At 73.9% G+C, this 19,482-nt stretch carries 19 protein-coding genes; 9 read left to right on the plus strand and 10 right to left on the minus strand.

The window, feature by feature from the left end; genetic code table 11:
* Positions 1–2: 2 nt before the first annotated feature.
* Positions 3–218 carry an AbrB/MazE/SpoVT family DNA-binding domain-containing protein gene (locus ITJ85_RS12555; RefSeq protein ID WP_217913448.1) on the plus strand — a complete coding sequence of 72 codons (216 nt, stop codon included), beginning with the start codon at positions 3–5 and terminating at the stop codon, positions 216–218.
* A 58-nt stretch (positions 219–276) separates the two neighbouring features.
* On the opposite strand, the gene ITJ85_RS12560 is transcribed toward ITJ85_RS12555, so the two are convergent.
* Genes ITJ85_RS12560 through ITJ85_RS12570 form a run of 3 tightly spaced genes read right to left on the minus strand, consistent with a single transcriptional unit; the run spans position 277 to position 3,001 of the window.
* On the minus strand, positions 277–1,158 hold the full coding sequence (locus ITJ85_RS12560; RefSeq protein WP_217913449.1) for a thioredoxin domain-containing protein: 882 nt from the start codon (positions 1,156–1,158) through the stop codon (positions 277–279).
* Entirely contained in the window at positions 1,155–2,108 is a 954-nt protein-coding gene (locus ITJ85_RS12565; RefSeq protein WP_217913450.1) for an alpha/beta hydrolase family protein, read from the minus strand. The genes ITJ85_RS12560 and ITJ85_RS12565 overlap by 4 nt, the downstream gene beginning before the upstream one ends.
* Entirely contained in the window at positions 2,105–3,001 is an 897-nt protein-coding gene (locus ITJ85_RS12570) for an alpha/beta hydrolase family protein (protein WP_217913451.1), read from the minus strand. The genes ITJ85_RS12565 and ITJ85_RS12570 overlap by 4 nt, the downstream gene beginning before the upstream one ends.
* Positions 3,002–3,058: 57 nt before the next feature.
* Between ITJ85_RS12570 and ITJ85_RS12575 the strand changes: the two genes are divergently transcribed.
* Both ITJ85_RS12575 and ITJ85_RS12580 read left to right on the plus strand, forming a co-directional pair.
* Positions 3,059–3,409 (plus strand): hypothetical protein, encoded by a 351-nt coding sequence (locus tag ITJ85_RS12575; RefSeq protein WP_217913452.1) that lies wholly within the window; start codon positions 3,059–3,061, stop codon positions 3,407–3,409.
* Positions 3,406–3,936 carry a thioredoxin family protein gene (locus tag ITJ85_RS12580; protein ID WP_217913453.1) on the plus strand — a complete coding sequence of 177 codons (531 nt, stop codon included), beginning with the start codon at positions 3,406–3,408 and terminating at the stop codon, positions 3,934–3,936. The genes ITJ85_RS12575 and ITJ85_RS12580 overlap by 4 nt, the downstream gene beginning before the upstream one ends.
* A gap of 7 nt (positions 3,937–3,943) precedes the next feature.
* Here the strand turns inward: ITJ85_RS12580 and ITJ85_RS12585 are convergent, their stop codons facing one another.
* Entirely contained in the window at positions 3,944–4,417 is a 474-nt protein-coding gene (locus tag ITJ85_RS12585; protein ID WP_217913454.1) for a flavin reductase family protein, read from the minus strand.
* A gap of 218 nt (positions 4,418–4,635) precedes the next feature.
* Between ITJ85_RS12585 and ITJ85_RS12590 the strand changes: the two genes are divergently transcribed.
* Positions 4,636–5,919 (plus strand): DEAD/DEAH box helicase, encoded by a 1,284-nt coding sequence (locus ITJ85_RS12590; protein WP_217913455.1) that lies wholly within the window; start codon positions 4,636–4,638, stop codon positions 5,917–5,919.
* 459 nt (positions 5,920–6,378) lie between these two features.
* Here ITJ85_RS12590 and ITJ85_RS17430 read toward each other — a convergent pair whose 3' ends face one another.
* Complete coding sequence (locus ITJ85_RS17430) at positions 6,379–7,695, minus strand: hypothetical protein (protein WP_217913456.1); 1,317 nt, start codon at positions 7,693–7,695, stop codon at positions 6,379–6,381.
* 70 nt (positions 7,696–7,765) lie between these two features.
* Between ITJ85_RS17430 and ITJ85_RS12600 the strand changes: the two genes are divergently transcribed.
* Positions 7,766–8,503 (plus strand): PspA/IM30 family protein, encoded by a 738-nt coding sequence (locus tag ITJ85_RS12600; protein ID WP_217913457.1) that lies wholly within the window; start codon positions 7,766–7,768, stop codon positions 8,501–8,503.
* Complete coding sequence (gene pspAA / locus ITJ85_RS12605; protein WP_217913458.1) at positions 8,500–8,784, plus strand: PspA-associated protein PspAA; 285 nt, start codon at positions 8,500–8,502, stop codon at positions 8,782–8,784. Before ITJ85_RS12600 ends, pspAA begins: the two co-directional genes overlap by 4 nt.
* A gap of 27 nt (positions 8,785–8,811) precedes the next feature.
* Here the strand turns inward: pspAA and ITJ85_RS12610 are convergent, their stop codons facing one another.
* Positions 8,812–10,368 carry an AlbA family DNA-binding domain-containing protein gene (locus tag ITJ85_RS12610; RefSeq protein WP_425517117.1) on the minus strand — a complete coding sequence of 519 codons (1,557 nt, stop codon included), beginning with the start codon at positions 10,366–10,368 and terminating at the stop codon, positions 8,812–8,814.
* A 218-nt stretch (positions 10,369–10,586) separates the two neighbouring features.
* On the opposite strand from ITJ85_RS12610, the gene ITJ85_RS12615 reads away from it, so the two are divergent.
* Positions 10,587–11,861 carry an ATP-binding protein gene (locus ITJ85_RS12615; protein WP_217913460.1) on the plus strand — a complete coding sequence of 425 codons (1,275 nt, stop codon included), beginning with the start codon at positions 10,587–10,589 and terminating at the stop codon, positions 11,859–11,861.
* On the opposite strand, the gene ITJ85_RS12620 is transcribed toward ITJ85_RS12615, so the two are convergent.
* From ITJ85_RS12620 to ITJ85_RS12630, 3 genes are read right to left on the minus strand one after another with little or no spacing between them, the layout of a single operon-like run.
* On the minus strand, positions 11,862–13,520 hold the full coding sequence (locus tag ITJ85_RS12620) for an AMP-binding protein (protein WP_217913461.1): 1,659 nt from the start codon (positions 13,518–13,520) through the stop codon (positions 11,862–11,864).
* Positions 13,520–14,338, minus strand: coding sequence for an enoyl-CoA hydratase-related protein (locus ITJ85_RS12625; RefSeq protein WP_217913462.1), 819 nt, complete (start codon positions 14,336–14,338; stop codon positions 13,520–13,522). The genes ITJ85_RS12620 and ITJ85_RS12625 overlap by 1 nt, the downstream gene beginning before the upstream one ends.
* A 7-nt stretch (positions 14,339–14,345) precedes the next feature.
* Entirely contained in the window at positions 14,346–15,383 is a 1,038-nt protein-coding gene (locus ITJ85_RS12630) for a nitroreductase family protein (protein WP_217913463.1), read from the minus strand.
* 71 nt (positions 15,384–15,454) lie between these two features.
* On the opposite strand from ITJ85_RS12630, the gene ITJ85_RS12635 reads away from it, so the two are divergent.
* On the plus strand, positions 15,455–16,096 hold the full coding sequence (locus tag ITJ85_RS12635) for a TetR/AcrR family transcriptional regulator C-terminal domain-containing protein (RefSeq protein ID WP_281412194.1): 642 nt from the start codon (positions 15,455–15,457) through the stop codon (positions 16,094–16,096).
* A gap of 66 nt (positions 16,097–16,162) precedes the next feature.
* Here ITJ85_RS12635 and aceA read toward each other — a convergent pair whose 3' ends face one another.
* Positions 16,163–18,424, minus strand: a complete 2,262-nt coding sequence (aceA, locus tag ITJ85_RS17435; RefSeq protein ID WP_217913464.1) for an isocitrate lyase ICL2 — start codon at positions 18,422–18,424, stop codon at positions 16,163–16,165.
* A gap of 228 nt (positions 18,425–18,652) precedes the next feature.
* On the opposite strand from aceA, the gene ITJ85_RS12645 reads away from it, so the two are divergent.
* Positions 18,653–19,474 carry a class I SAM-dependent methyltransferase gene (locus ITJ85_RS12645; RefSeq protein WP_217913465.1) on the plus strand — a complete coding sequence of 274 codons (822 nt, stop codon included), beginning with the start codon at positions 18,653–18,655 and terminating at the stop codon, positions 19,472–19,474.
* The last annotated feature ends 8 nt before the right edge of the window (positions 19,475–19,482 follow it).

Consider the following 19,482-nt stretch of genomic DNA (forward strand, 5'->3'; position numbering starts at 1 on the left):
GCATGACCCATCGGATCGGCACGAGGGGTGAGGTCGTCATCCCCGGGCACCTGCGGACGGCCGCGGGGCTGCACCCCGGCGTGGAGATCGAGTTCGAGCTCGAGGGCGACCGGGTGACCATCGTGCGACGGGCCGCGACGCGGCCGCTCGGCAACCGATTCAGCGGGAGCGGGATGGCCCGCCGGCTACTGGAGGACCGCGCTCGCGAACGGCCCTGACGACCTGCCGCGATCGTGCTGGGGGCGACGACCTGCCGTCGCCCTTCGCTGAGATCGTTCAGGCGGCCGTCCAGAGGGCGTCGTGGCCGAGCGGCGCCCGCCGCGCGCGGCCCTCGGCCACCAGCGCGAGCAGCATCCGCTCGGCGGCGGCCCGGTCCGGGTCGTCGTTGCCGCGGGAGAGCATCACGGCGACCTCCTGGGTGACGAGGCCCTCGGGGAAGCGCTCGAGCAACGGCAGCGGCCCGTCGGGCGGCTCGCGCCGCGGGATCGCCGGGTCCAGGTTCGCCACCAGCACGTCGTAGGCCTCGAGCGGCTGCCACCCGCCGGCCACCAGGCGCATGCCGTCGCGCTCCAGCACCAGGGTCGGCGCGGTGTAGCGCTCGGGGCCGTCGGTACGGGCCGTCTTGCCCTGCAGCTCGGCGGCCGAGCCGGCGGCGCTGCGCGCCTCGGCGCGGTCGGCCTCGTAGGCCGCCGCCACGTCGGGGTCGTCCAGGCGCGCCACGAGGGCGTCGGCGTCGATGCCCGGCACGTCGCGGAGCGCGGCCGCGATCAGGGCGTCGTCGTCCAGCAGCAGCGGCGTGGTGAAGTTCGCGAGCTGCAGCGCCCGCAGGACGCGCCACTCCGAGCCGGGCGCGTCGAGGCGGGCGGCGACGACGGCCCGGCACCCGCGGCCGGTGGCCGCCACGCGCGGCTTCGGCGCCACGGCGAAGGGCATGCCGAAGCGGTCACGGAACGCCTGGTTGCCGTTCGCGTTGGTCGCCGGCGTGTAGCCCCGCGCCTCGTACTGGGCGGCGCGCTCGGTGAGCCCGATCACCACCAGCCGCCAGGCGAGGGCGTCGCCGTAGCGCCACTCGAGGGCGCGGAGCGCGGGCAGCGCGGAGTAGGCCCACGGGCAGCCGGGGTCGGTGTGGAGCGTCGCCGCGACGCGCGCGCCGCTCACAGGCGCTCGTCCAGCCACTCGACGATGGCCTCGGTCAGGTCCGTGTCCGCTCCCGTGAAGACGTGGTCGGTGCCGGGGATGGTCTCCAGCAGCACGCTCGGGCAGTCCCCCTGACGCGCGATGGACTCGAGCTGGGCGCCCTCGGCGGCGCGCACGAGCTCGTCCTCCCCCGCCTGGATGATGGCGAGCGGCACCGTGACGTGCCCGATGCGCAGGCGCGACTCGGCGTGCGGCGCCCGCGGGCCGCGCGAGTGCCACCAGGCGAGATAGCTCCACACCTCGCCGTCCACCGGGCGCTCGCCGAAGCCGCGGGCCCGGCGCACGATGAAGATGCCGTCGCGGCGGGTGCGCTCGAAGTCGGGCGCCAGGCGCAGGTGGGCCTCCTCGACGACCTCCTCGTAGGTCGGCTCGGCGCCGTAGTGGGCCCATCGCAGCCGCAGCGCCGCCGGCAGCGACGCGGGGTGCGCGAGCGTGCACACGCCCACCACGTCGGCCGGCTGGCGCAGCGCCTGGTAGTGGGTGACCATGGTGGAGCCCAGGCTGAAGCCGAGCAGCACGATGCGGCGGAAGCCGCGGCGGCGCATCACCGCGAGGGCCGCGTCGATGTCGAGCGGCGTGCGGTGCATGAGCCCGCCGCCGAAGATGACGCCGTAGTTGGCCATGCGGGTGTTGACCGACAGCACCGTGAAGCCCGCCTGGGCGAGCCCGAACGACACCCTGCGCGGCACGCCGGTCAGGTAGTTGCCGACCGAGCCGTGGATCACGATCACGCCCAGCCGGCGCCGGCGCTGCTCGCGGTCGCCGCGCGGGCGGAAGATCATCCCGTCCCAGCTGTGGCCGTCCTCGGTGTGGGTGAGGACGAGGTCGATCGCGAGCCCGCGGTCGTCCGCGCCGAACACCGGCACGTGGCGCCGGCCACCCCGGGCGGTGATGCGGCGGGCGGGCCTCACGCGCGCCTGCGCAGCCAGGAGATGACCGCGTCGAGGGTCGGGATCTCGGCCCCGCGGAAGGCGTGGCCGGCCCCGTCGATGCGCATGATCGTGACGTCGGGGTTGCCCGCCTGCCGGGCCACCCGGGCGAGCGCCACCGCCTCCTCGAAGTAGACGACCTCGTCGTCGGTGCCCTGCACGAGCAGGATCGGCGCCCACACCTGACCGATCTGGCGGAACGCCATGGCCGACGTGGCCGCCGGGCCGCGCGAGTGCCACCAGGTGCGGTAGGTGTAGACCTCGCTGTCGGCCGGCGAGGTGGTGGGGCCGCGGCTGCGCTCGACCACGAACAGCCGGTCCTCGGCCGGATCGTCCGGATTCGCGCCGATGGCGCGGCGGATGGTCTCGATCAGCTCGCCGTAGTCGGGCGTCGCCCCGTAGCGCTCCGCGCGCCGCTGCATCGACTGCGGCAGGCCCCACGGGTTGCCCAGGCACACCAGCCCGCGCAGGTCGGGCAGGTGGCGGGTGGCGGCGTACCGGGTGGCGAGCGTCGCCCCGCTCGAGTAGCCCGACAGCACGATCGTGTCGAAGCCCTGGCTGCGCAGCCAGACCACCGCGGCGTCGACGTCCTTGATGGCCTGCTCGAAGATCGCCTGCCCGAAGAGCTGGCCGACGTTGGCCATCCGGGTCTCCAGCACCAGCACCGGGAAGCCAGCCCGCGCCAGCGGCGCCGGGTAGAAGCGCAGCGTGCCGACGAGGAAGTTGCCCATGATCCCGTGGATGTGCACGAGCGCCGTGCGCCGGCCGGTCGCCCGCGTGCGGGCGCGCGCGGCCCGCTCGTCGATCTCGAAGAGCGCGTCGTGGACCTCGCCGTCCTCGGCGGTGAGCGTGATGAGCCGCCGGTCGACCGGCAACTACGCTCCGGCCGCGCCGGCGTCGCGGGGGCTGCGCACGGCGGTACGATAGCCCGCGTGCCGCCCCAGGAACCGCTCCCCGTGACCTATCTCTTCACCCGCTCCTGCCCCTCCCACGAGGAGGGCCTCGAGCTGCTGCGCGCGGCGGCCGCGCGCGCCGGGGTGCCGATCGCGGTGGACGCGGTCGAGGTGACCGGCGACGACCAGGCGGCGGCCCTCGCCTTCCCCGGCTCGCCCACCTACCGCCTGGCGGGCGCCGACCCCTTCCCCGGCGGTGAGGCCGGCGGGCCGGCGGTCGCCGACGCCTGCCGCGCCTACCGCCGGCCCGGCGGGCGGGTCGGCCCGCTGCCCCACGCCGACGACCTCGCGGCCGCCCTGCGCGCCGCCGCCGCCCGGCGGGCCGCGTGAGCGTCGCGGTCGGCGACCCGGCCCCCGGCTTCAGCCTGCCCGACACGGACGGCGGCGAGGTCGGCCTCGACGAGGGCGCCGGCGCCCCGGCCCGCATCGTGGCCTTCTGGTGCAACCACTGCCCCTACGTGCAGGCCTGGGAGGCGCGGTTCGACGCGATCGCCCGCGAGTACTCCGACCGGGGCGTGGTGACGGTGGCGATCTGCTCCAACGACGCGCGGGTGCAGCCCGCCGACGCCTTCGAGCGCATGGTGGAGCGGGCCGCCGAGCGGCGCTACGCCTTCGCCTACGCGCACGACGCGACCCAGGAGGTGGCGCGGGCCTACGGGGCCGAGCGCACCCCGGAGGTCTTCGTGGTCGACGCCGCGGGCCGGGTGGCGTACCACGGCGCGATCGACGACAGCACCGACCCGGACGCGGTCACCGCGCACCACCTGCGCGACGCGCTCGACGCGGTCCTCGCGGGCCGGTCGCCGGCGGTGCCGAGCACCCCGCCGGTGGGATGCACCATCAAGTGGAGCCGCTGAGCGGCTCCTACCGCAGGCGACCGTAGGCGCGGTTGCAGTAGATCAGCGGGTCGGTGCCGGCGAGCTCGGTGCTCACGACCCGGCCGACGAGGATGGTGTGGTCGCCGCCGTCGAGCGTCGAGTGGCGCTCGCACACCAGGCGCGCGACGCCGAACGGCAGCAGCGGGGCGTCGAAGGCGCCGGTCCCCTGCACCAGGCCGTCGAACTTGTCCGCCCCGGCGCGCGAGAACAGCCCGGACATCTCGGCCTGCTCGGCGCCGAGGATGTGGACCGCGAAGCCGGGGGCGCCCACGAGGCCGTCGTGCGAGTACGCCGAGCGGGCGACGCAGATCAGCACGAGCGGCGGGTCGAGCGACAGCGAGGAGAACGAGGCGGCGGTCATGCCGTAGCGCGCGCCCTCGTGCGTCGCGGTGATGACGGTGACGCCGCTGGCCCAGCGGGCGAGGGTGTCGCGGAACTCCCGCTCGGTCACGCTCTCCATCGTGCGCAGGCTACAGACGGCCCCCGATCCGCGGCCCGGTGGGCGGCGGCCGCCCGGTCGGCTATCCTCTCCGCCCAGACTCTCGACGACCCTCGTCGAAGCAGGGCGGCAATCCGGTCGCCCGTGGGAGAGCACTTCACTCTGAGCATCCTGAAGGTGGGACGGTCGAGCGTGGTCTCCCGTCCGACCGCGGCCAGAGCGGCCGCAAGGAGCTCGTATTGACATCAGTTGACTTCGCCGGCCTCGGCGTGAGCGACCGCGTGCGCGCGGCCCTGGACGCGCGCGGCATCACGTCGCCGTTCCCCGTCCAGGCGATGGTGATCCCCACGGCCCTCACCGGCCGCGACGTGCTGGTCAGCTCCCCGACCGGCTCCGGCAAGACGCTCGCCTTCGGGCTGCCGATCATCGAGCGCCTCGAGCCGGGCGGCGCCCAGCCGTCGGCCCTCGTGCTCGCCCCCACGCGCGAGCTCGCCGTGCAGATCGACGAGGAGCTCGCGCCCCTGGCGACGGCCGCCGGCCTGCGGATGGCCGTCTGCTACGGCGGCGTCAACCTCGAGACGCAGGCGAAGAAGGCCGCGCGCGCGGACATCCTCATCGCCACGCCCGGCCGGCTGCTCGACCTGGCCCGCCAGCGGCGCGTGAGCCTGAAGGGCATCCGCATCCTGGTGCTCGACGAGGCCGACCGCATGCTCGACATGGGCTTCCTGCCCCAGGTCGAGGCGATCGTGCGCCAGACACCGCGCGAGCGCCACACCATGTTCTTCTCGGCCACCCTCGAGGGCGCGGTCGGCTCGGTGGCCGACGGCTTCACCCGCGACGCCGAGCGCATGCGCATGCGCGACAGCTCCGTCGCCGACGGCGAGAAGCTCTCCGAGCGCCTCGAGCAGTCGTTCCGCGCCTGCACGGCGTCCACCCGCTCCGACGAGCTCATGTCGCTGATCGAGGGCGAGGACGGGCTCACCCTGGTCTTCTGCCGCACCCGCCGCGGCGCCGGCCGGCTGGCCGAGCGCCTGGAGAAGGCCGGCGTGTCGGCCGCCGCGATGCACGGCGACCTGACCCAGGCCGCCCGCGAGAAGGCCCTCAAGCGCTTCGCCAGCGGGCGCGCCCGCGTGCTCGTGGCCACCGACGTGGCCGCCCGCGGGATCGACCTGGACGACATCGGGCTCGTGGTCAACTTCGACCCGCCGGAGGACCAGGACGCCTACACCCACCGCGTCGGGCGCACCGCCCGCGCCGGCCGCACCGGCCGCGCCGTCACGCTCGTGACGCCCACCGACGCCGACGGCATGGCGCGCATCGCCGCGAACATGGGCCTGGAGGAGCGCTGGGCCGAGACCGGCTACCCCATGGCGCCCCCGCGCGTCGTCTACGGCAGCCGCCGCCGGGGCTCCGCCTTCGCGCCGCCCGCCCGGCCGCGCTCGCGCCCGGCCGCCCCGCAGGGCGACCCGGCCACCCCCCGCCGCAACCGGGTCAAGCGCGGGAGCCGCCGCCCGGTCGCCTAGCGCCCCCCGGCGGGCCCCGCCCCGCCGGTCAGCTCCCCCGCCGCCGCCGCACCCGCACCCGCACCCGCACGACCGTCGCGCGCGTGCCGGGCGGCGGCGGTCCGGCGACCGCGTCCCACAGCGCCGGTAGGCGCGTCGCACCTCTCGCGCGTCGTGCGCGCCGGGCCGCGCGCGCAGGGTCGCGAGGTCGGCCACCTCCATCGCCGTCAGGCGGCGCAGCAGGCGGTTGCGCCGGGCGGGGTCGGGATGGCGCAGGTGGCGCTCCACGCAGCGGCGCGCCTCGGCCAGCAGCAGCTCGGGCTCCGGGAGCGGCGCGGGCGGTGGCGGTGGCGGCGGTGGCGGGGGCGCGACCGTCCCGGCGGCGGGATCGTCTGGCGGCGACATGTCGCCGGGAGCGTCCCCGAGCCGGCGGCGGCGGGGCACCCCCCGTCCGCGCAGTCCGGGGCGCCCCCCGGAGGGTCAGAAGTCGCCACCTCCGAAGCCGCCTCCGCCGAAATCGCCCCCGCCGAAGCCGCCACCCCCGCCGAAATCGCCGACGTCGCCTCCCCCGACGCCGGGGTCGTCCCAGCCGCCGGCGGCGTCCGCGGTGCCCGCGCCCAGCAGGCCGCCGAGCATCAGGCCGGCGAGCGCGCCACCCAGCACCGGCACGCCGAACCCGTAGCCGATGCCGCCCGCCATGCCCCGCGACCGCCAGTACGGCACCAGCCGGCCGTCCTCCTCCACCTCGCGGAAGCGTGGCTGCTCGCCCCGGGCCATCTGGGCGGCGCAGCGTGCGCATGCGGGCAGCTCGGCGGTGTCACCGCCCGGCGTGCTGATCACGACCGTGTCGGTGGCGCGGCCGTGCTTGGGGTCGAACGCGCACATGCCCTCGAGGAGCGGCTCGGCGTCGGCCTCGTCCGGCGGCCGGCCCTCCAGCGCCGCCCGCGCGCGGCGCGCGGCGTGCAGGCCGCGCTCGAGCGTCTCGCCGGCCGCGCGCACGCCGGCGGGCGTGGGCGGGGCCGACATCGCGTCGCGGGCCTCGCCGTAGGCCAGCACGGCCGCCTCGTGGTGCGGCGCCGCCGCCGTCGCCCGCTCGCCGCCGACCGCCATGTCGTCCTCGAGGTCGGAGATCTGCGCGGCGAGCGCGTCGACCAGCGGCTCGAGCGCCGCCGCGCCCGCGGTCAGCTCGCGCTCGGCCGCGACGCGCCGCCGGCGACGGCCGGCGATGGCCGCGATCGCGACCGCCCCGCCGCCGATCAGCAGCATCACCAGCAGCACGGCGCCCGCCGAGCCGCCCGAGCCGCCGTCGCGCCCCCCGGCCGCCGGCGCGCCCGCGGCCGCACCGGCCCCCGAGCGCAGCGCCGCGAGGTCGCGGGCCACCGCGATCGTGCCGGCGACCGGCTCGGCGCGCAGGTCGCCGAGCCGTTGGTCGTAGACCCGGTTGAGCGTGCTCGACGACAGCGGCGAGGCGATCGCGAGGTTGCGCGGCTCGGCCGACAGCACCAGCACGTCGCCGTCGAAGCGCAGGTCGGCGCGGACGGTGCGCGCGTAGGCGAACGGGTCGTCCGGCCGCCGCGCCAGCACGATGAACTTGACCGGCGTGCCGGCCGCCCGCAGCTCCTGCGCCGCCGCCTCCAGGCGGGTTCGCGCCTCGTCGCGGATCGGCGTGCCCTGCTCCACCGTGACGTCACCGGCGGCCACCGCCGCCAGGTCCACCAGCGCGACGGCCGGCGCGGCGGCCAGGCCGCAGGCGGCGGCGGCGAGGAGCACGGCGATCAGGGAGCGGATGCGCGTCATGCGCTTCCCCTACCCCGGATCGGGGTAGCGTCACCGGGCCGGACGAAAACTCACCCCAGGGGGGACGGCCGTGTCGTTCTTCAGTCGCCTCAAGGCGATCTTCGGGGCCAAGGCCAGCCGGGCGCTCGACCAGGCCGAGGACCCGAACGAGATGCTCGACTACTCCTACGAGCGCCAGCGCGACCTGCTGACCAAGGTGCGGCGCGGCGTCGCCGACGTGGCGACGAGCAGGAAGCGGCTCGAGCTGCAGGAGGCCAAGCTGCAGGAGGGCGTGGTCAAGCTGGAGGGGCAGGCGCGCCAGGCGCTCGCCGCCGGGCGCGAGGACCTCGCCCGCACCGCCCTCGAGCGCAAGGCGGGCGTGCAGGCGCAGCTCGGGTCGATCGGCGCCCAGCGCGAGCAGCTCCAGGCCGAGCAGGACAAGCTGTCGGCCGCCGAGCAGAAGCTCGAGACCCGGATCGAGGCCTTCCGGGTGCGCAAGGAGACGATCAAGGCGCAGTACAGCGCGGCCGAGGCGCAGACGCGCATCGGCGAGGCGTTCAGCGGCATCTCCGAGGACATGGCCGACGTGGGCATGGCCATGGAGCGGGCGGAGGACAAGGTGCAGACTATGCAGGCGCGCGCCGGCGCGATCGACGAGCTGCTCGAGTCGGGCGCGCTCGACGACCTCAGCACCGGCGGCGACGTGGTCGACCGCGAGCTGGCGGCGCTCTCGTCGCAGAGCGCGGTCGAGGAGGACCTGGCGCGGCTGAAGGGCGAGATCGGCGCCGGATCGCCGTCCGCCGGCGAGCTCGGGGAGGGCGCCCGATGATCATCCGCGTGCTCGGCTCGGGGCAGTACTACCTCGACGACAACGACGTGGCCGCCGTGGAGCGGGCCGACGACGCAGTGGAGGCGGCCATCGCGGCCGGCGACCAGGAGGCCTTCCAGGCCGCCCTGCGGGCGCTGATCGAGACCATCGACGACGTCGGCACGCCCGTCGCCGACGACGACTTCGTGGCCTCCGACGTCGTCGTGCCGGGGGCGGACACCACGCTCGACGAGGTGTCGGGCTACCTCGACGACGCCGAGGAGGGGCTCATCCCGGGGTGAGAACGACCGCCGCCCGCGTCGTATCCGTCAGAGCCCACCGTTCTTGCCCCACCGCTGCGCGATGTACTTCTGCAGCTCGATCTCGTCGGTGATCTCCCGGGTGCCATTGCCCACGCGCACAGAGAACCGGGCCGCCTTCTGGTGTGAGCCGTCCTTCGCGACCGTGGTCACGGTGGCGTGGACGGGATGCGCCGACGGCTTGACGTGGACCCGGCACACGTCCGCACCGCCCACCTCGTGGATCTGGCTGGTGACGCTGGTCGCCGCTGCCGCGCCGACGGCGTTGAGCACCGCCTGGTGCAGCGCGAGCTGGAAGAGATCGGCGTCGTCCTCGCCCGGCTTGCGCAGCGTCAGGTAGTCGGCCTCCAGCCCCACCGGATCGGCGTCATCGGCGACGCCGATCAGGAGCGTCCCGCCCTCCGCGCTGTTGACGAAGGCGGCGATCGTCTTGAGCGTGGCCGTCTCGATCGCCTTCGACTTCTCGCCCTTCACGACGTCCCGGCGGAAGGTGGACCTCCACTCCAGGTGCGCGTCTTCGACCCGCCCCAGCAGTTCGCCGATCGGGCAGTGCTCCTGATTCGCGACCTTCGCCCGTCCGTAGATCAGCGGCAGATAGCTCGCGATGACGTCCGCCCGCAGATCGTCGGAGCCGACGACGCGATAGGTGAGGTCCTGGTTGCTCGACAGTCGCTGGATCAGGGCGTCGGTGTAGCGCTTCTCGAAGCCGATGCCGAAGTTCTCGCGCGTGTTGGCGGCAGCCTGCTGCTGCAGGGTCACGTCGGCCACCATGTTCTCGGCGACGGCGTCGAGGTGCAGCCGGTCGGCGTCGGTGAGGTTGAGCCCGTAGCGCTCGTTGAGCTGGTCGATGATCGTGGAGAGCGACTCCTGCTCGGGCTCGACCCGCTTGCCCGTTCCTCCCAGGCTCGCCGGCAGGCCGGTGTCGGTCCCGTCGAGCGCGATCGACCCCTCGAACGTCAGCTCCTGCTTCAGATGACTCAGGTCGACGGCTTCGCCCAGATCGATCTGCTCGCCGGGAGCGCGCCGGATCATCCGGGCCAGTGCCTTGCCGAAGAGGTACTCGCGCTCGAGCGCGACGTCGCCGAAGGTGACGAGCTGGCTCAGGAAGGCGTACGTGCGCACGAACGCGTCGAGGGCGTCGCGGAAGCCCTCCTGGCGCTCCTCGCTCAGATCGGCGTGGAAGCGGTCGACCGCCGGCTGCAGGGCCGCGTGGATGCGCCCGTGACTCGACCGCGTCGGCGGCGCCATCAACAGGTCGGTCATGCGCTCGACCTCGTCCCTCCGGATCACCCCGTACTCGTCGACCCGCGCGCGGGTGTCGTAGAGCAGGTTCGGGTCGGTCGGGGTGGCGGTGGTCGCGCCGTAGTAGGGCTCGAAGGCCCTCTGGATGTCCTCGGCGTCGTTGCTGAAGTCGAGGACGACAGTGCCGTCCTTGCCCTCCATCGTGCGGTTGAGGCGCGAGAGCGTCTGCACCGCGGCGATGCCGGTCAACGTGCGGTCGACGTACATCGCGTAGAGCTTGGGCTGGTCGAAGCCGGTCTGGTACTTCTCGGCCACCACGAGGATCTGGAACTCGTCTGAGTCGAACCGAGCCTGTCACCGCTCGGAGAAGCTCCGTGGAATCGGACTGAGCGAGTCGGGACGGGCGAAACGCGATACGGGAAGGCGAAGGGCTGTGAGACGGTGGCGTTGATATGCGCGAAACGGTAGCGTCGGTACGTGCGAAACGGTAGCGTCAACCAGCGCGAAACGGTAGCGTGATACCGGGCGGCCCAGGAGCGCGAGTGGACGACTACGTCCGCAGGGTGGTCGATGACGAGCTGGACGAGCTGATCACGGCGCTCCCGGCGATCGCGCTCGAGGGCGCGAAGGCGGTCGGCAAGACCGAGAGCGCGGCGCGGCGGGCCCGGACGGTGCGACGGCTGGACGACCCGGAGCAGCTGGCCATCGCCGAGGCGGATCCTTCGGCGGCGCTTGCCGGGGCGGCGCCCGTGCTGCTCGACGAGTGGCAGCGCGCCCCGTTCCTGTGGGACCGCGTGCGCAGGGCGGTCGACGAGGGCGCCCCGCCGGGCGGCTTCCTGCTCGCGGGATCCGCGGCGCCCCTCACGGCTCCCGCGCACTCCGGCGCCGGGCGGATCGCCACGCTCCGCATGCGTCCGCTCTCACTCGCCGAGCGGGCGCTTGCGACGCCCACGGTGAGCCTCGAGCGGCTGCTGCGCGGTGACCGCCCCGATGTGGCGGGACAGAGCCCGGTCGGGCTGGAGGACTACGCGTCCGCGATCGTCCGCTCGGGCTTCCCCGGGATGCGCGGGCTGAGCGGCCGGGCGCTCCGCGCCCAGCTCGACGGGTACCTGCAGCGGCTGGCGGAGCGCGACTTCGAGGAGATCGGCCACCGGGTCCGGTCACCGCACATCCTCCGGCGATGGATGACCGCCTATGCGGCGGCCTCGGGGACCAGCGCCTCCTACGAGGCGATCCGCGACGCGGCCACCGGCGGCGAGGGGCAGAAGCCGGCGAAGACCACCACCGGCCCCTACCGCGAGGCGCTCGAGCGGCTATTCATCGTCGAGCCGCTCCCGGCATGGCTACCGAGCCGCAACCGGCTCGCGCGCCTGTCCGCGGGCCCGGTCCACCACCTCGTCGATCCGGCGCTCGCGGCGCGCCTGCTCGGCCTCGATGTCGACGGCCTGCTCGAGGGCCGACCGGCCGGCCCGCCGCTCCCGCGCCGCGGGCCGCTGATCGGCGCGCTCTTCCAGTCGCTCGTCACCCAGAGCGTGCGGGTCTACGCGCAGCGCGCCGAGGCGCGGGTCGCGCACCTGCGCCTGCACTCGGGCGCGCGCGAGGTGGACCTCATCGTCGAGCGCGCCGACGGGCGGATCGTGGCCATCGAGGTGAAGCTCGCCCGGGCCGTCGGCGACGACGACGTGCGCCACTTGCACTGGCTCGCGCAGCAGGTCGGCCCGGATCTGCTCGACGCCGTCGTGGTCACGACCGGGACGGAGGCCTACCGCCGCCGCGACGGGGTCGCCGTCGTCCCCGCGGCGCTCCTGGGCCCGTGATCAGCGCTGGATGCGGATGCCGGCCGCCTCGCGGTCGAAGGTGTCCGGGGTGATGCCCTCCTCGCGCAGCTTCACCTTCTGCACGCGCTCGGTGGGGGTCTTCGGCAGCGCGTCGACGAAGCGGATGTAGCGCGGGACCATGAAGTACGGCATCCGCTCGGCCATCCAGTGGGTCAGCTCGGCCGGATCCGGGGCGTCGCCCTCGGGGATGCAGACGATCATGATCTCGTCCTCGCTGGAGGCGCCCTCGCCGGCCTTGACGCCGATGGCGGCGGCCTCCTTGATGGCGGGGTGGTCCGAGACCTGGCGCTCGACCTCCATCGAGGAGACGTTCTCGCCGCGGCGCCGGATGTAGTCCTTCACCCGGTCCATGAAGTAGACGTAGCCGTCGGCGTCCATGCGGCCGAGGTCGCCGGTGTGGAGCTTCAGGTTGCGGAAGTCCTCGGCGGTCTTCTCCGGCATGCCGTAGTAGGCCCGCATGACGATGTTCGGGATCTTCATGTCGACCACGATCTCGCCCGGCGTGTCGGGGGGCAGCGGCTTGTCGGTGCCCGGCTCGACGATGGTCACCTCGTAGCCCGGGTTCGCCACGCCGCAGCTGCCGAGGCGCGGCGGCCGGGTGGGGTCCATCATCGTGGCGACGCCGGTCTCGGTGAGCCCGTAGCCCTCGGTCAGGCGCACGCCGAAGCGCTCCTCGAACGCGTGGTAGATGTCCTTCGGGGCCGGGGCGGCCGAGATGGTGTGCACCCGGTGGGCGCGGTCGAGCTCCGAGGGCGGCTGGTTCCAGAGGAAGTAGAGGATCGCGCCGATGCCGTTGAAGGTCGTGGCCCCGGCGTCGATCACCTGCCGCCAGAAGCGGCTGCCCGAGAAGCGCTCCACGTACGCCACCCGCGCGCCGGCCAGCAGGGCCGGGTAGCCGCACAGCACCTGGGCGTTGGAGTGGAACAGCGGCAGGCACGAGAAGTAGGTCTCGTCCCGCAGGTCCCCGGGCGCGCAGCCGCGCAGCACGGCCATCGACTCGATGGCGCTGCGGGCCGAGAAGTAGTCGGCCGCGTGCTGCTTGATGACGCCCTTCGAGCGGCCGGTCGTGCCCGAGGTGAACATGATGCGGGCGTCGTCGGTCCACGCGTGCGCCACGCCGTCGGGCTCGGCGTCGGGCGCGTCCATCAGCGCCTCGAGCGTCTCCCAGCGCAGCGACGGGTCGGGGCCCTCCCGCTGCCCGGTGTCGACCACCACCACGTGCTCCAGCTTCGGCAGGTCGCCGGCGACGAACGCCAGCCGGTCGAGGTAGCGGTCGGCGATGAACAGCGTGCGCGACTCGACCAGGTTGATCGTCCAGGCGAGGAAGTCGCCCTTGTACGCGGTGTTGATCGGGCTCATCACCGCGCCGGCCTTGAGGATGCCGTACCAGACCGGCACGAACTCCTCGCAGTTCGGCAGCAGCACGCTGACCGACTCGCCGTGGCGGGCGCCCCGGGCGATCAGCCCGTTGGCGACCCGGTTGGCGCGCGCGTTGACCTCGCCGTAGGAGACCCACGGCCGGTCGGCGTAGCGCAGGTACTCGCGGTCGGGGTGGCGCTCGGCCCGCTCGCGCAGGATGCGCGGCAGCACCCAGCCCGTCGGGTCCTCGCGCGCGTACCAGTCGCTCCACTCGGCCATCAGGCGCCCGGCTCCCCCGGCTCGGGCCCCTGGCCCTCCCGGAACTTGCGCCAGTCGGCGGCGCGCTTCTCCTGGAAGGAGGCGATGCCCTCCCTGGGCTCGGGGCCGTACACGTGGTTGAGCGCCATGAGCTCCATCCCGTGGTTGACCGACGAGTAGAGCTGGTCGGTCGCGGCGTTGAGGGCGATCTTCGCCAGGCGCAGGCCCTGCGGCGAGCGGCGCAGGATCTGCTCGCACCAGCGGTCGACCTCGGCGTCGAGCTCCTCCGGCTCCACGACCGCGTTGACCAGGCCCATCTCGAGCGCCTCCTGCGCGCTGTACTGGCGCGTCAGGAACAGGACCTCGCGCGCCTTCTTCTCACCGACCACGGCCGGGATGAGCTGGCAGCCCCACCAGAGCGGCGCGTTGCCGATCTTGGGGCCGGCCTGGCCGAAGCGGCCGGTGGTGTCGGTGATCGTGAGGTCGGAGACCATGTTGAGCTCGTTGCCGCCACCGATGCAGTACCCGCGCACGCGGCAGATGATCGGCTTGCCGTTGTTGCGCATCGCCGAGGCGAGCCGCGGGCCGATGATGTGGCCGGCCCGCTTCTCCCTCATCGTGCGGGTGGGCTCGCGCACGTCGCCGCCCACGCAGAACGCCCGGTCGCCGGCGCCGGTGAAGACGATGACGCCCACCGACTCGTCGTCGGCGCTGCGCTCGAACGCGTCGCACAGCTCGAGCATGGTCTGGCCGCGGAACGCGTTGAGCCGCTCGGGTCGGTTGATCGTGATCGTCGCCCGCCCGCCGGCGACCTCGTAGAGGATGTCCTCGTAGGCCACGCCGCGCCTACCCCTCGTCCGGGAGGAACTTGGAGGCGTCGATGCCGTGCTCCTCCATCAGGCGCTGGAAGGTGGCGCGCATCTCGTCCGGGTAGTCCGGCAGGTCCTCGGTCTGCAGGACGTGCTCGGCGTAGGCGCGGATGCGCGGGCCGAGGTCCCAGTCGGGGTCGTTCATCAGGCGCCGGATCTCGCGGGCCGGGAAGAACAGCATCCCCGGGTCGCGGCCGTGGCGCTCGGCGATGTCGACGATCTCCTCGATGCGGCCCTCGAGCGGGGCCTGCTCCTGGATGAGCCCCTTCTCCCTGAGCATCTCGACCGTGGCCGGGTTGCTCTGCAGCGGGGTGCCGAACGCGTTGTCGTGGAAGAGCCTCTCGAACTTGAGCCGCGGCCGCTGGCCGCCGGCGTTGGGGTTCTCCAGCGGGTAGCCGACCGCATGGCCCCAGGTGAAGCGGTAGTGCGGCGGCAGGCCGAAGGCCTTCTCCACGCCGCCCGGCTTGCGGCCGAAGGCGATGAGGATGTTGCCGAGGCCGAGCGACACGCCCGCCGCCATCGCCTGGGCCACCGCCTGGCCGGTCTCGAAGCGCAGCAGGTTCTCGGTGCGCTCCGGCGGGAAGCTCATCAGCCGCGGGATCGTCTGGGTCATCGAGAACTCGTAGTTCCAGCCGTGGTACTTCGTGGTCGCCCCCGCCAGGCTGACCGTCGAGATGCCGTCGACCGCGCGCCCGTACCAGGCGTTGAGGTTCGTGAGCCAGATGATCAGGTGCGACGCCTGGTTGATGATCTGGACGTTGAAGCCGGAGACGCACTCCTCCAGCTCGTCCCAGACCTCGCAGGTCTCCTTGTCGACCAGGATCGCCTCGGTGCAGTTGATGTTGCCCTGGCACGAGGCGAACCGGGCCGCCTGCAGCATGGTCTCGATCTTCCACGGCTCGACGCGGCGGTCGGCGTCGAAGTAGCGGATGCTGCGGCGGTCGCCGAGCGCCTTCAGCAGGGGGACGTCGGGGATCTGGTCGGCGGGCGGCGGACCGGCGTCGGCCTGGGGCATCGTCTCGGCTCCTGAGGTCGGCTTACAATGTAACCCTGCTGGCACCGTACGCTAGGTGGGGACTCAGGCGCATGTCAACCGGGGGGCCCAGACGACCGCTCAGCGCCGGCCGCATCGTGCGGGCGGCCATGGACCTCATCGACGAGCGCGGGCTGGAGGCGCTCACCATGCGCCGCCTCGGCGCCGAGCTCGGCGTCGAGGCCATGTCGCTCTACAAGCACGTGCGCGGCAAGGAGGCGATCCTCGACGGCGTGCGCGAGCTGCTGCTCGCCGAGCTCGCGGCGTCGGGCCCGGCCGCCGGCCGCGACTGGCGCGAGGCGCTGCTGCGCTTCGCCCGCGCCTACCGCGCCCTGGCCCGGGCCCACCCCGGCTCGTTCGCGCTGCTGGCCGCCGCGCCGGAGCGCGCCTACGTGGCGGGCAGCGACGTGGCCGAGGCGGCGATCGCCCGCCTGCTGGAGGGCGGCTTCGAGCGCGCGGCGGCCATCCGGGCCCTCCGCACGGTCATCCGCTACGTGATCGGGGCGAGCATGGTCGAGCGCGCCGCCGGCGACGAGGCGGCCCCGGTCGGCGCCGACGAGCTCGCGGCGCTCTCGACGGCGCGGCCGCTGGTGGGCGAGCTGGTCGGCTCGCTGGGCACCCCGGGGGACGAGGCCCTGTTCGAGTTCGGGCTCGCGGCGCTCGTCGCGGGGTTCGAGCGCCTGCGGGGCGGCTGAGCCCCGGACGACGGAGGCCCCGCCGTGCGGCGGGGCCTCCTGGTGCTGCGTGCGTGTCCGGCCGGGTCAGCCCTGGCCGGAGGTGGTGATCAGCTGCTGGCGCTCGGCGCTCTCCGGCTTGACGAGCTTCGCCACGTGGCCCGTGTCGATGTCGGCCACGATGATCTCGCCGACCTCGTCGTAGGTGTTCTCGAAGATGCCGCGCTTGCGCATGCTCGCCGCCGCCGCGTGGTTGTCCTCGGTCGGCGTGAGGTAGTGGATCGCGCCGGCCTTGTAGCGGTGGATCAGGAACAGGTGCAGCAGCGTCATGAGGCGCTTGCGCCGCAGCGAGGTGTCGAACGTGTTCTGGTCGCGCACCGAGAGGATCACGCGGCCGCGCCGGTCGTGGATCGTCGCGAAGACGATGTTGGCCAGCTTGTCGCCGTCGCCGTTGCCGACGCTCAGCTCGAGCAGGTCGGCGCCCGCGGTGTGCGGCCGCAGCGAGACCTTCAGCGGCGTGTCGATCTTGTTGTACGCCTTCCACTCCTCGAGCCAGCCGGCCAGGACCTTCGGCGGGACCTCGGTCTGCACGAGGTGCTGGTGCTGGGTGGAGCCGGCCCCCATCGCCTTCGTGGTGGCCGTGTAGCCGGAGGCGGCCTCGAGCGCCGCGTCCGCGCGCGGGCCGCCGACGAGCGTCTGCGGCGTGCGGTAGGGCGACTCCAGCAGGCGGAACTTCCGCTGCAGGCGGGCCAGCGCCAGCATGCCGTCCTCGCGCAGCGCGGTGGTGAACTCCTCCGCCGCGAGGCCGTCGATCTGGTGGCCGCCGTAGGTCATGAAGTTGAAGACGAAGCCCATCTTCCCGAGCTCCTCCGGGAAGGCGCGCATCTCGTCGTCGCTCATGCCGGTCGTGTCCCAGTTGAAGGACGGCGACAGGTTGTAGGCGAGCATCTTGTCCGGGTAGACGGCGTGGATCGCGTCGGCGAACTCCTTCGCGTCCTTCAGGTCGGCCGTCTTGGTCTCCATCCAGAGCAGGTCGGCGAACGGCGCCGCGGCGAGCGACTTGGCGATCGCGTACGGGATGCCGCCCTGCACCTGGTAGTAGCCCTCGGGCGTGGTCGCGAGCAGGGCGTCCCAGGTGACGTCGACGCCCATCTCGGCGGCCTTCGCGTGCGCGTCGTACCAGGACGCGGTGCGCGCGAACTCCAGCCACTCCTCGACGGTCATCGGCAGCTCGGCGGCCTCGTCGGCGCGGAACTGCATCGCCTCGGCGACGGCCTGGCCGAGCGTCATGAGCCCGGACTCCGTCTGCCACAGCTCGATGAAGCGGTCGGCGACCGAGTCGAGCGTGTCCAGCGGGGAGAGGCCCTCCTCGGCGTAGCGGCGGGCGGCCTCGTCGGCGGCCTCCAGCAGCCCCTGGGCCTGCAGCCACTCGTCGGCCTTCGCGAGCTCGGCCTCGGAGACGTCGAAGAGCTTGTGCCCGTTGATCTCGGTCACGCCCTTCTCGTGGAGGCGGCGCATGATCGCGAGGTAGGTGGCCTTGTAGGACGGCACCGACGTGTTGGTGACGCCGAGGATGAACGGCTGGTCACGGGTGTCGGTGGCGTTCTCGAGGAGGTTGGCCGCCTCGGCGTCGGTGCGGGCCACGATCAGGCCGGGGACGCCCATGATGTCGAGCTGGAAGCGGGCCGCGCTCAGGCGGGTGAGCTGCTCGTTGGAGGAGACGAGCACCTTGCCGCCCTGGTGGCCGCACTTCTTGGCGCCCGGCTTCTGGTCCTCGATGTGGTAGCCGGGGACGCCCGCCTCGACGAAGCGCCGGACGAGGTTGCGGACGTGGGCGTCACCGCCGTGGCCGGTGTCGGCGTCGGCGATGATGAACGGGCGGAAGTCGACCTCGGGGGTGGCGGCGCGCTCGGCGTCGGTCATCCGCGACCGGGCGAACCGCTGGTTCTTGTCCGCGGTGAGCAGCGCGCGCACCAGGCCGGCGGCCTCGTTCGGCACCTGGCTCAGGGGGTAGCTCGCCAGGTCCGGGCCCGGGTCCTCGTCGCTGGAGCCCTTGGCCGACGTCGCCCAGCCGCCGAGGTAGATGCCCTCGATGCCGGCGCGCTTCATCTGCACCGCCTGCCCGGGCGAGTACGGCCCGAAGCTGGTGATGGACTTGCCCTCCGCGAACATCTCGCGCAGGCGGGCGCGGAACGCCGTGGCCGCGTCGCGCGCCACCGTGTACTCCTGCGGCACGCTGCCCCGCTGCTCCATCACCTGGCGCGCGCTGTACACGCGCGTGATGCCATCGAACATCGGATCGTCCATGTAGCGCTGGATCGCCTGGACGTCGTCCTCGTATGCCCCCATGTCACGCCCCTGAGTCGACTACTTCCGACAGGGAGTGTACGCGTGGATCGGCGCCTGGCGGCTCGTCACAGACGGCACGATGAGCCGCTTGGCAAGCGGGATCTCGCCGGGTCGGCGAGGCGGTGCGGGATCTCGCCGCACGTGCCGATCAGCACATGGCGCGGCGGTCGTCGAAAACTCGTCGCGCGGGAACCGCGGCGGGCCCCCGAGCGGGTATCACGGGGCCGTATGGCCACCGACGACGCCGGCATCGCCGCAGGCTGGGACCGCTCCGCGGCGGCGTACGACGACGTGCTCGACGCCAACCGGCGGGGCGCCGAGCGGCTGGTGGCCGCGCTGCCCGACGCGCCCTACCGGGAGGTCGTCGACGTGGGCTGCGGCACCGGCTTCGCATCGTGGGCGATGGCCCGGCGCGCGGGCGCGCGGCGCCTGACGGGGGTCGACGTGGCGCCGGCCATGGTGGAGCGCTACCTCGAGCGGCTCGGGGGGCTCCCCGGCGTGGCGGTCGACGCCGTGGTCGCCCCGGCCGACGCGATGCCGCTGCCGGCCGCCTCGGCCGACGCCGTGGTGAGCGCGATGGCGCTCCACTGGATGCCCGACCGCGCCGGCGCGGTCGCCGCGATGGCGCGCCTGCTGCGCCCGGGCGGCACGCTGGGCGTGCTGTGCTCCGGAGCCGGGGCCGACGGCGAGTACCGCGACCTGATCGCCGGGCTCGACCCGCCGGTGCCCGCCGAGCTGGTCGACGCCTACGCGCGCATGCAGGCCGCCGAGGGCGAGCTCGAGGACCACGCCCGGGCGGCCGGCCTGGAGCCGGTCGACGCCTGGACCGAGCGACGGCGGCGCCGGATGCCGCCCGAGCGCTTCCTCGCCCGCAAGCGCGCCACCGAGTCGGCGCTCATCGCCCACCTGCCCGAGGAGGAGCGCGAGGCCATGTGGCGGCGGATCGCCGCCGCCGTCCACGCCGCCGCCGAGCCCGGGGGCTTCGCCTTCACGTTCGTGAAGGCCTACGTCGTGGCCCGGGCGCCCGGCCCGGCCCCTCCGGGCGCCTAGACCCCCGG

This window comes from Miltoncostaea marina (genome assembly GCF_018141525.1).
In the GTDB taxonomy this organism is placed as follows: domain Bacteria; phylum Actinomycetota; class Thermoleophilia; order Miltoncostaeales; family Miltoncostaeaceae; genus Miltoncostaea; species Miltoncostaea marina.

Bases quoted from the DNA above. Each gene is read 5' to 3' on its own strand.
- ITJ85_RS12620 (WP_217913461.1), bottom strand. From the start codon at position 13,520: ATGGCCGAGTGGAGCGACTGGTACGCGCGCGAGGACCCGACGGGCTGG.
- pspAA (WP_217913458.1), top strand. From the start codon at position 8,500: ATGATCATCCGCGTGCTCGGCTCGGGGCAGTACTACCTCGACGACAAC.
- ITJ85_RS12585 (WP_217913454.1), bottom strand. From the start codon at position 4,417: ATGGAGAGCGTGACCGAGCGGGAGTTCCGCGACACCCTCGCCCGCTGG.
- aceA (WP_217913464.1), bottom strand. From the start codon at position 18,424: ATGGGGGCATACGAGGACGACGTCCAGGCGATCCAGCGCTACATGGAC.
- ITJ85_RS12645 (WP_217913465.1), top strand. From the start codon at position 18,653: ATGGCCACCGACGACGCCGGCATCGCCGCAGGCTGGGACCGCTCCGCG.
- ITJ85_RS17430 (WP_217913456.1), bottom strand. From the start codon at position 7,695: ATGACGCGCATCCGCTCCCTGATCGCCGTGCTCCTCGCCGCCGCCGCC.
- ITJ85_RS12635 (WP_281412194.1), top strand. From the start codon at position 15,455: ATGTCAACCGGGGGGCCCAGACGACCGCTCAGCGCCGGCCGCATCGTG.
- ITJ85_RS12555 (WP_217913448.1), top strand. From the start codon at position 3: ATGACCCATCGGATCGGCACGAGGGGTGAGGTCGTCATCCCCGGGCAC.
- ITJ85_RS12630 (WP_217913463.1), bottom strand. From the start codon at position 15,383: ATGCCCCAGGCCGACGCCGGTCCGCCGCCCGCCGACCAGATCCCCGAC.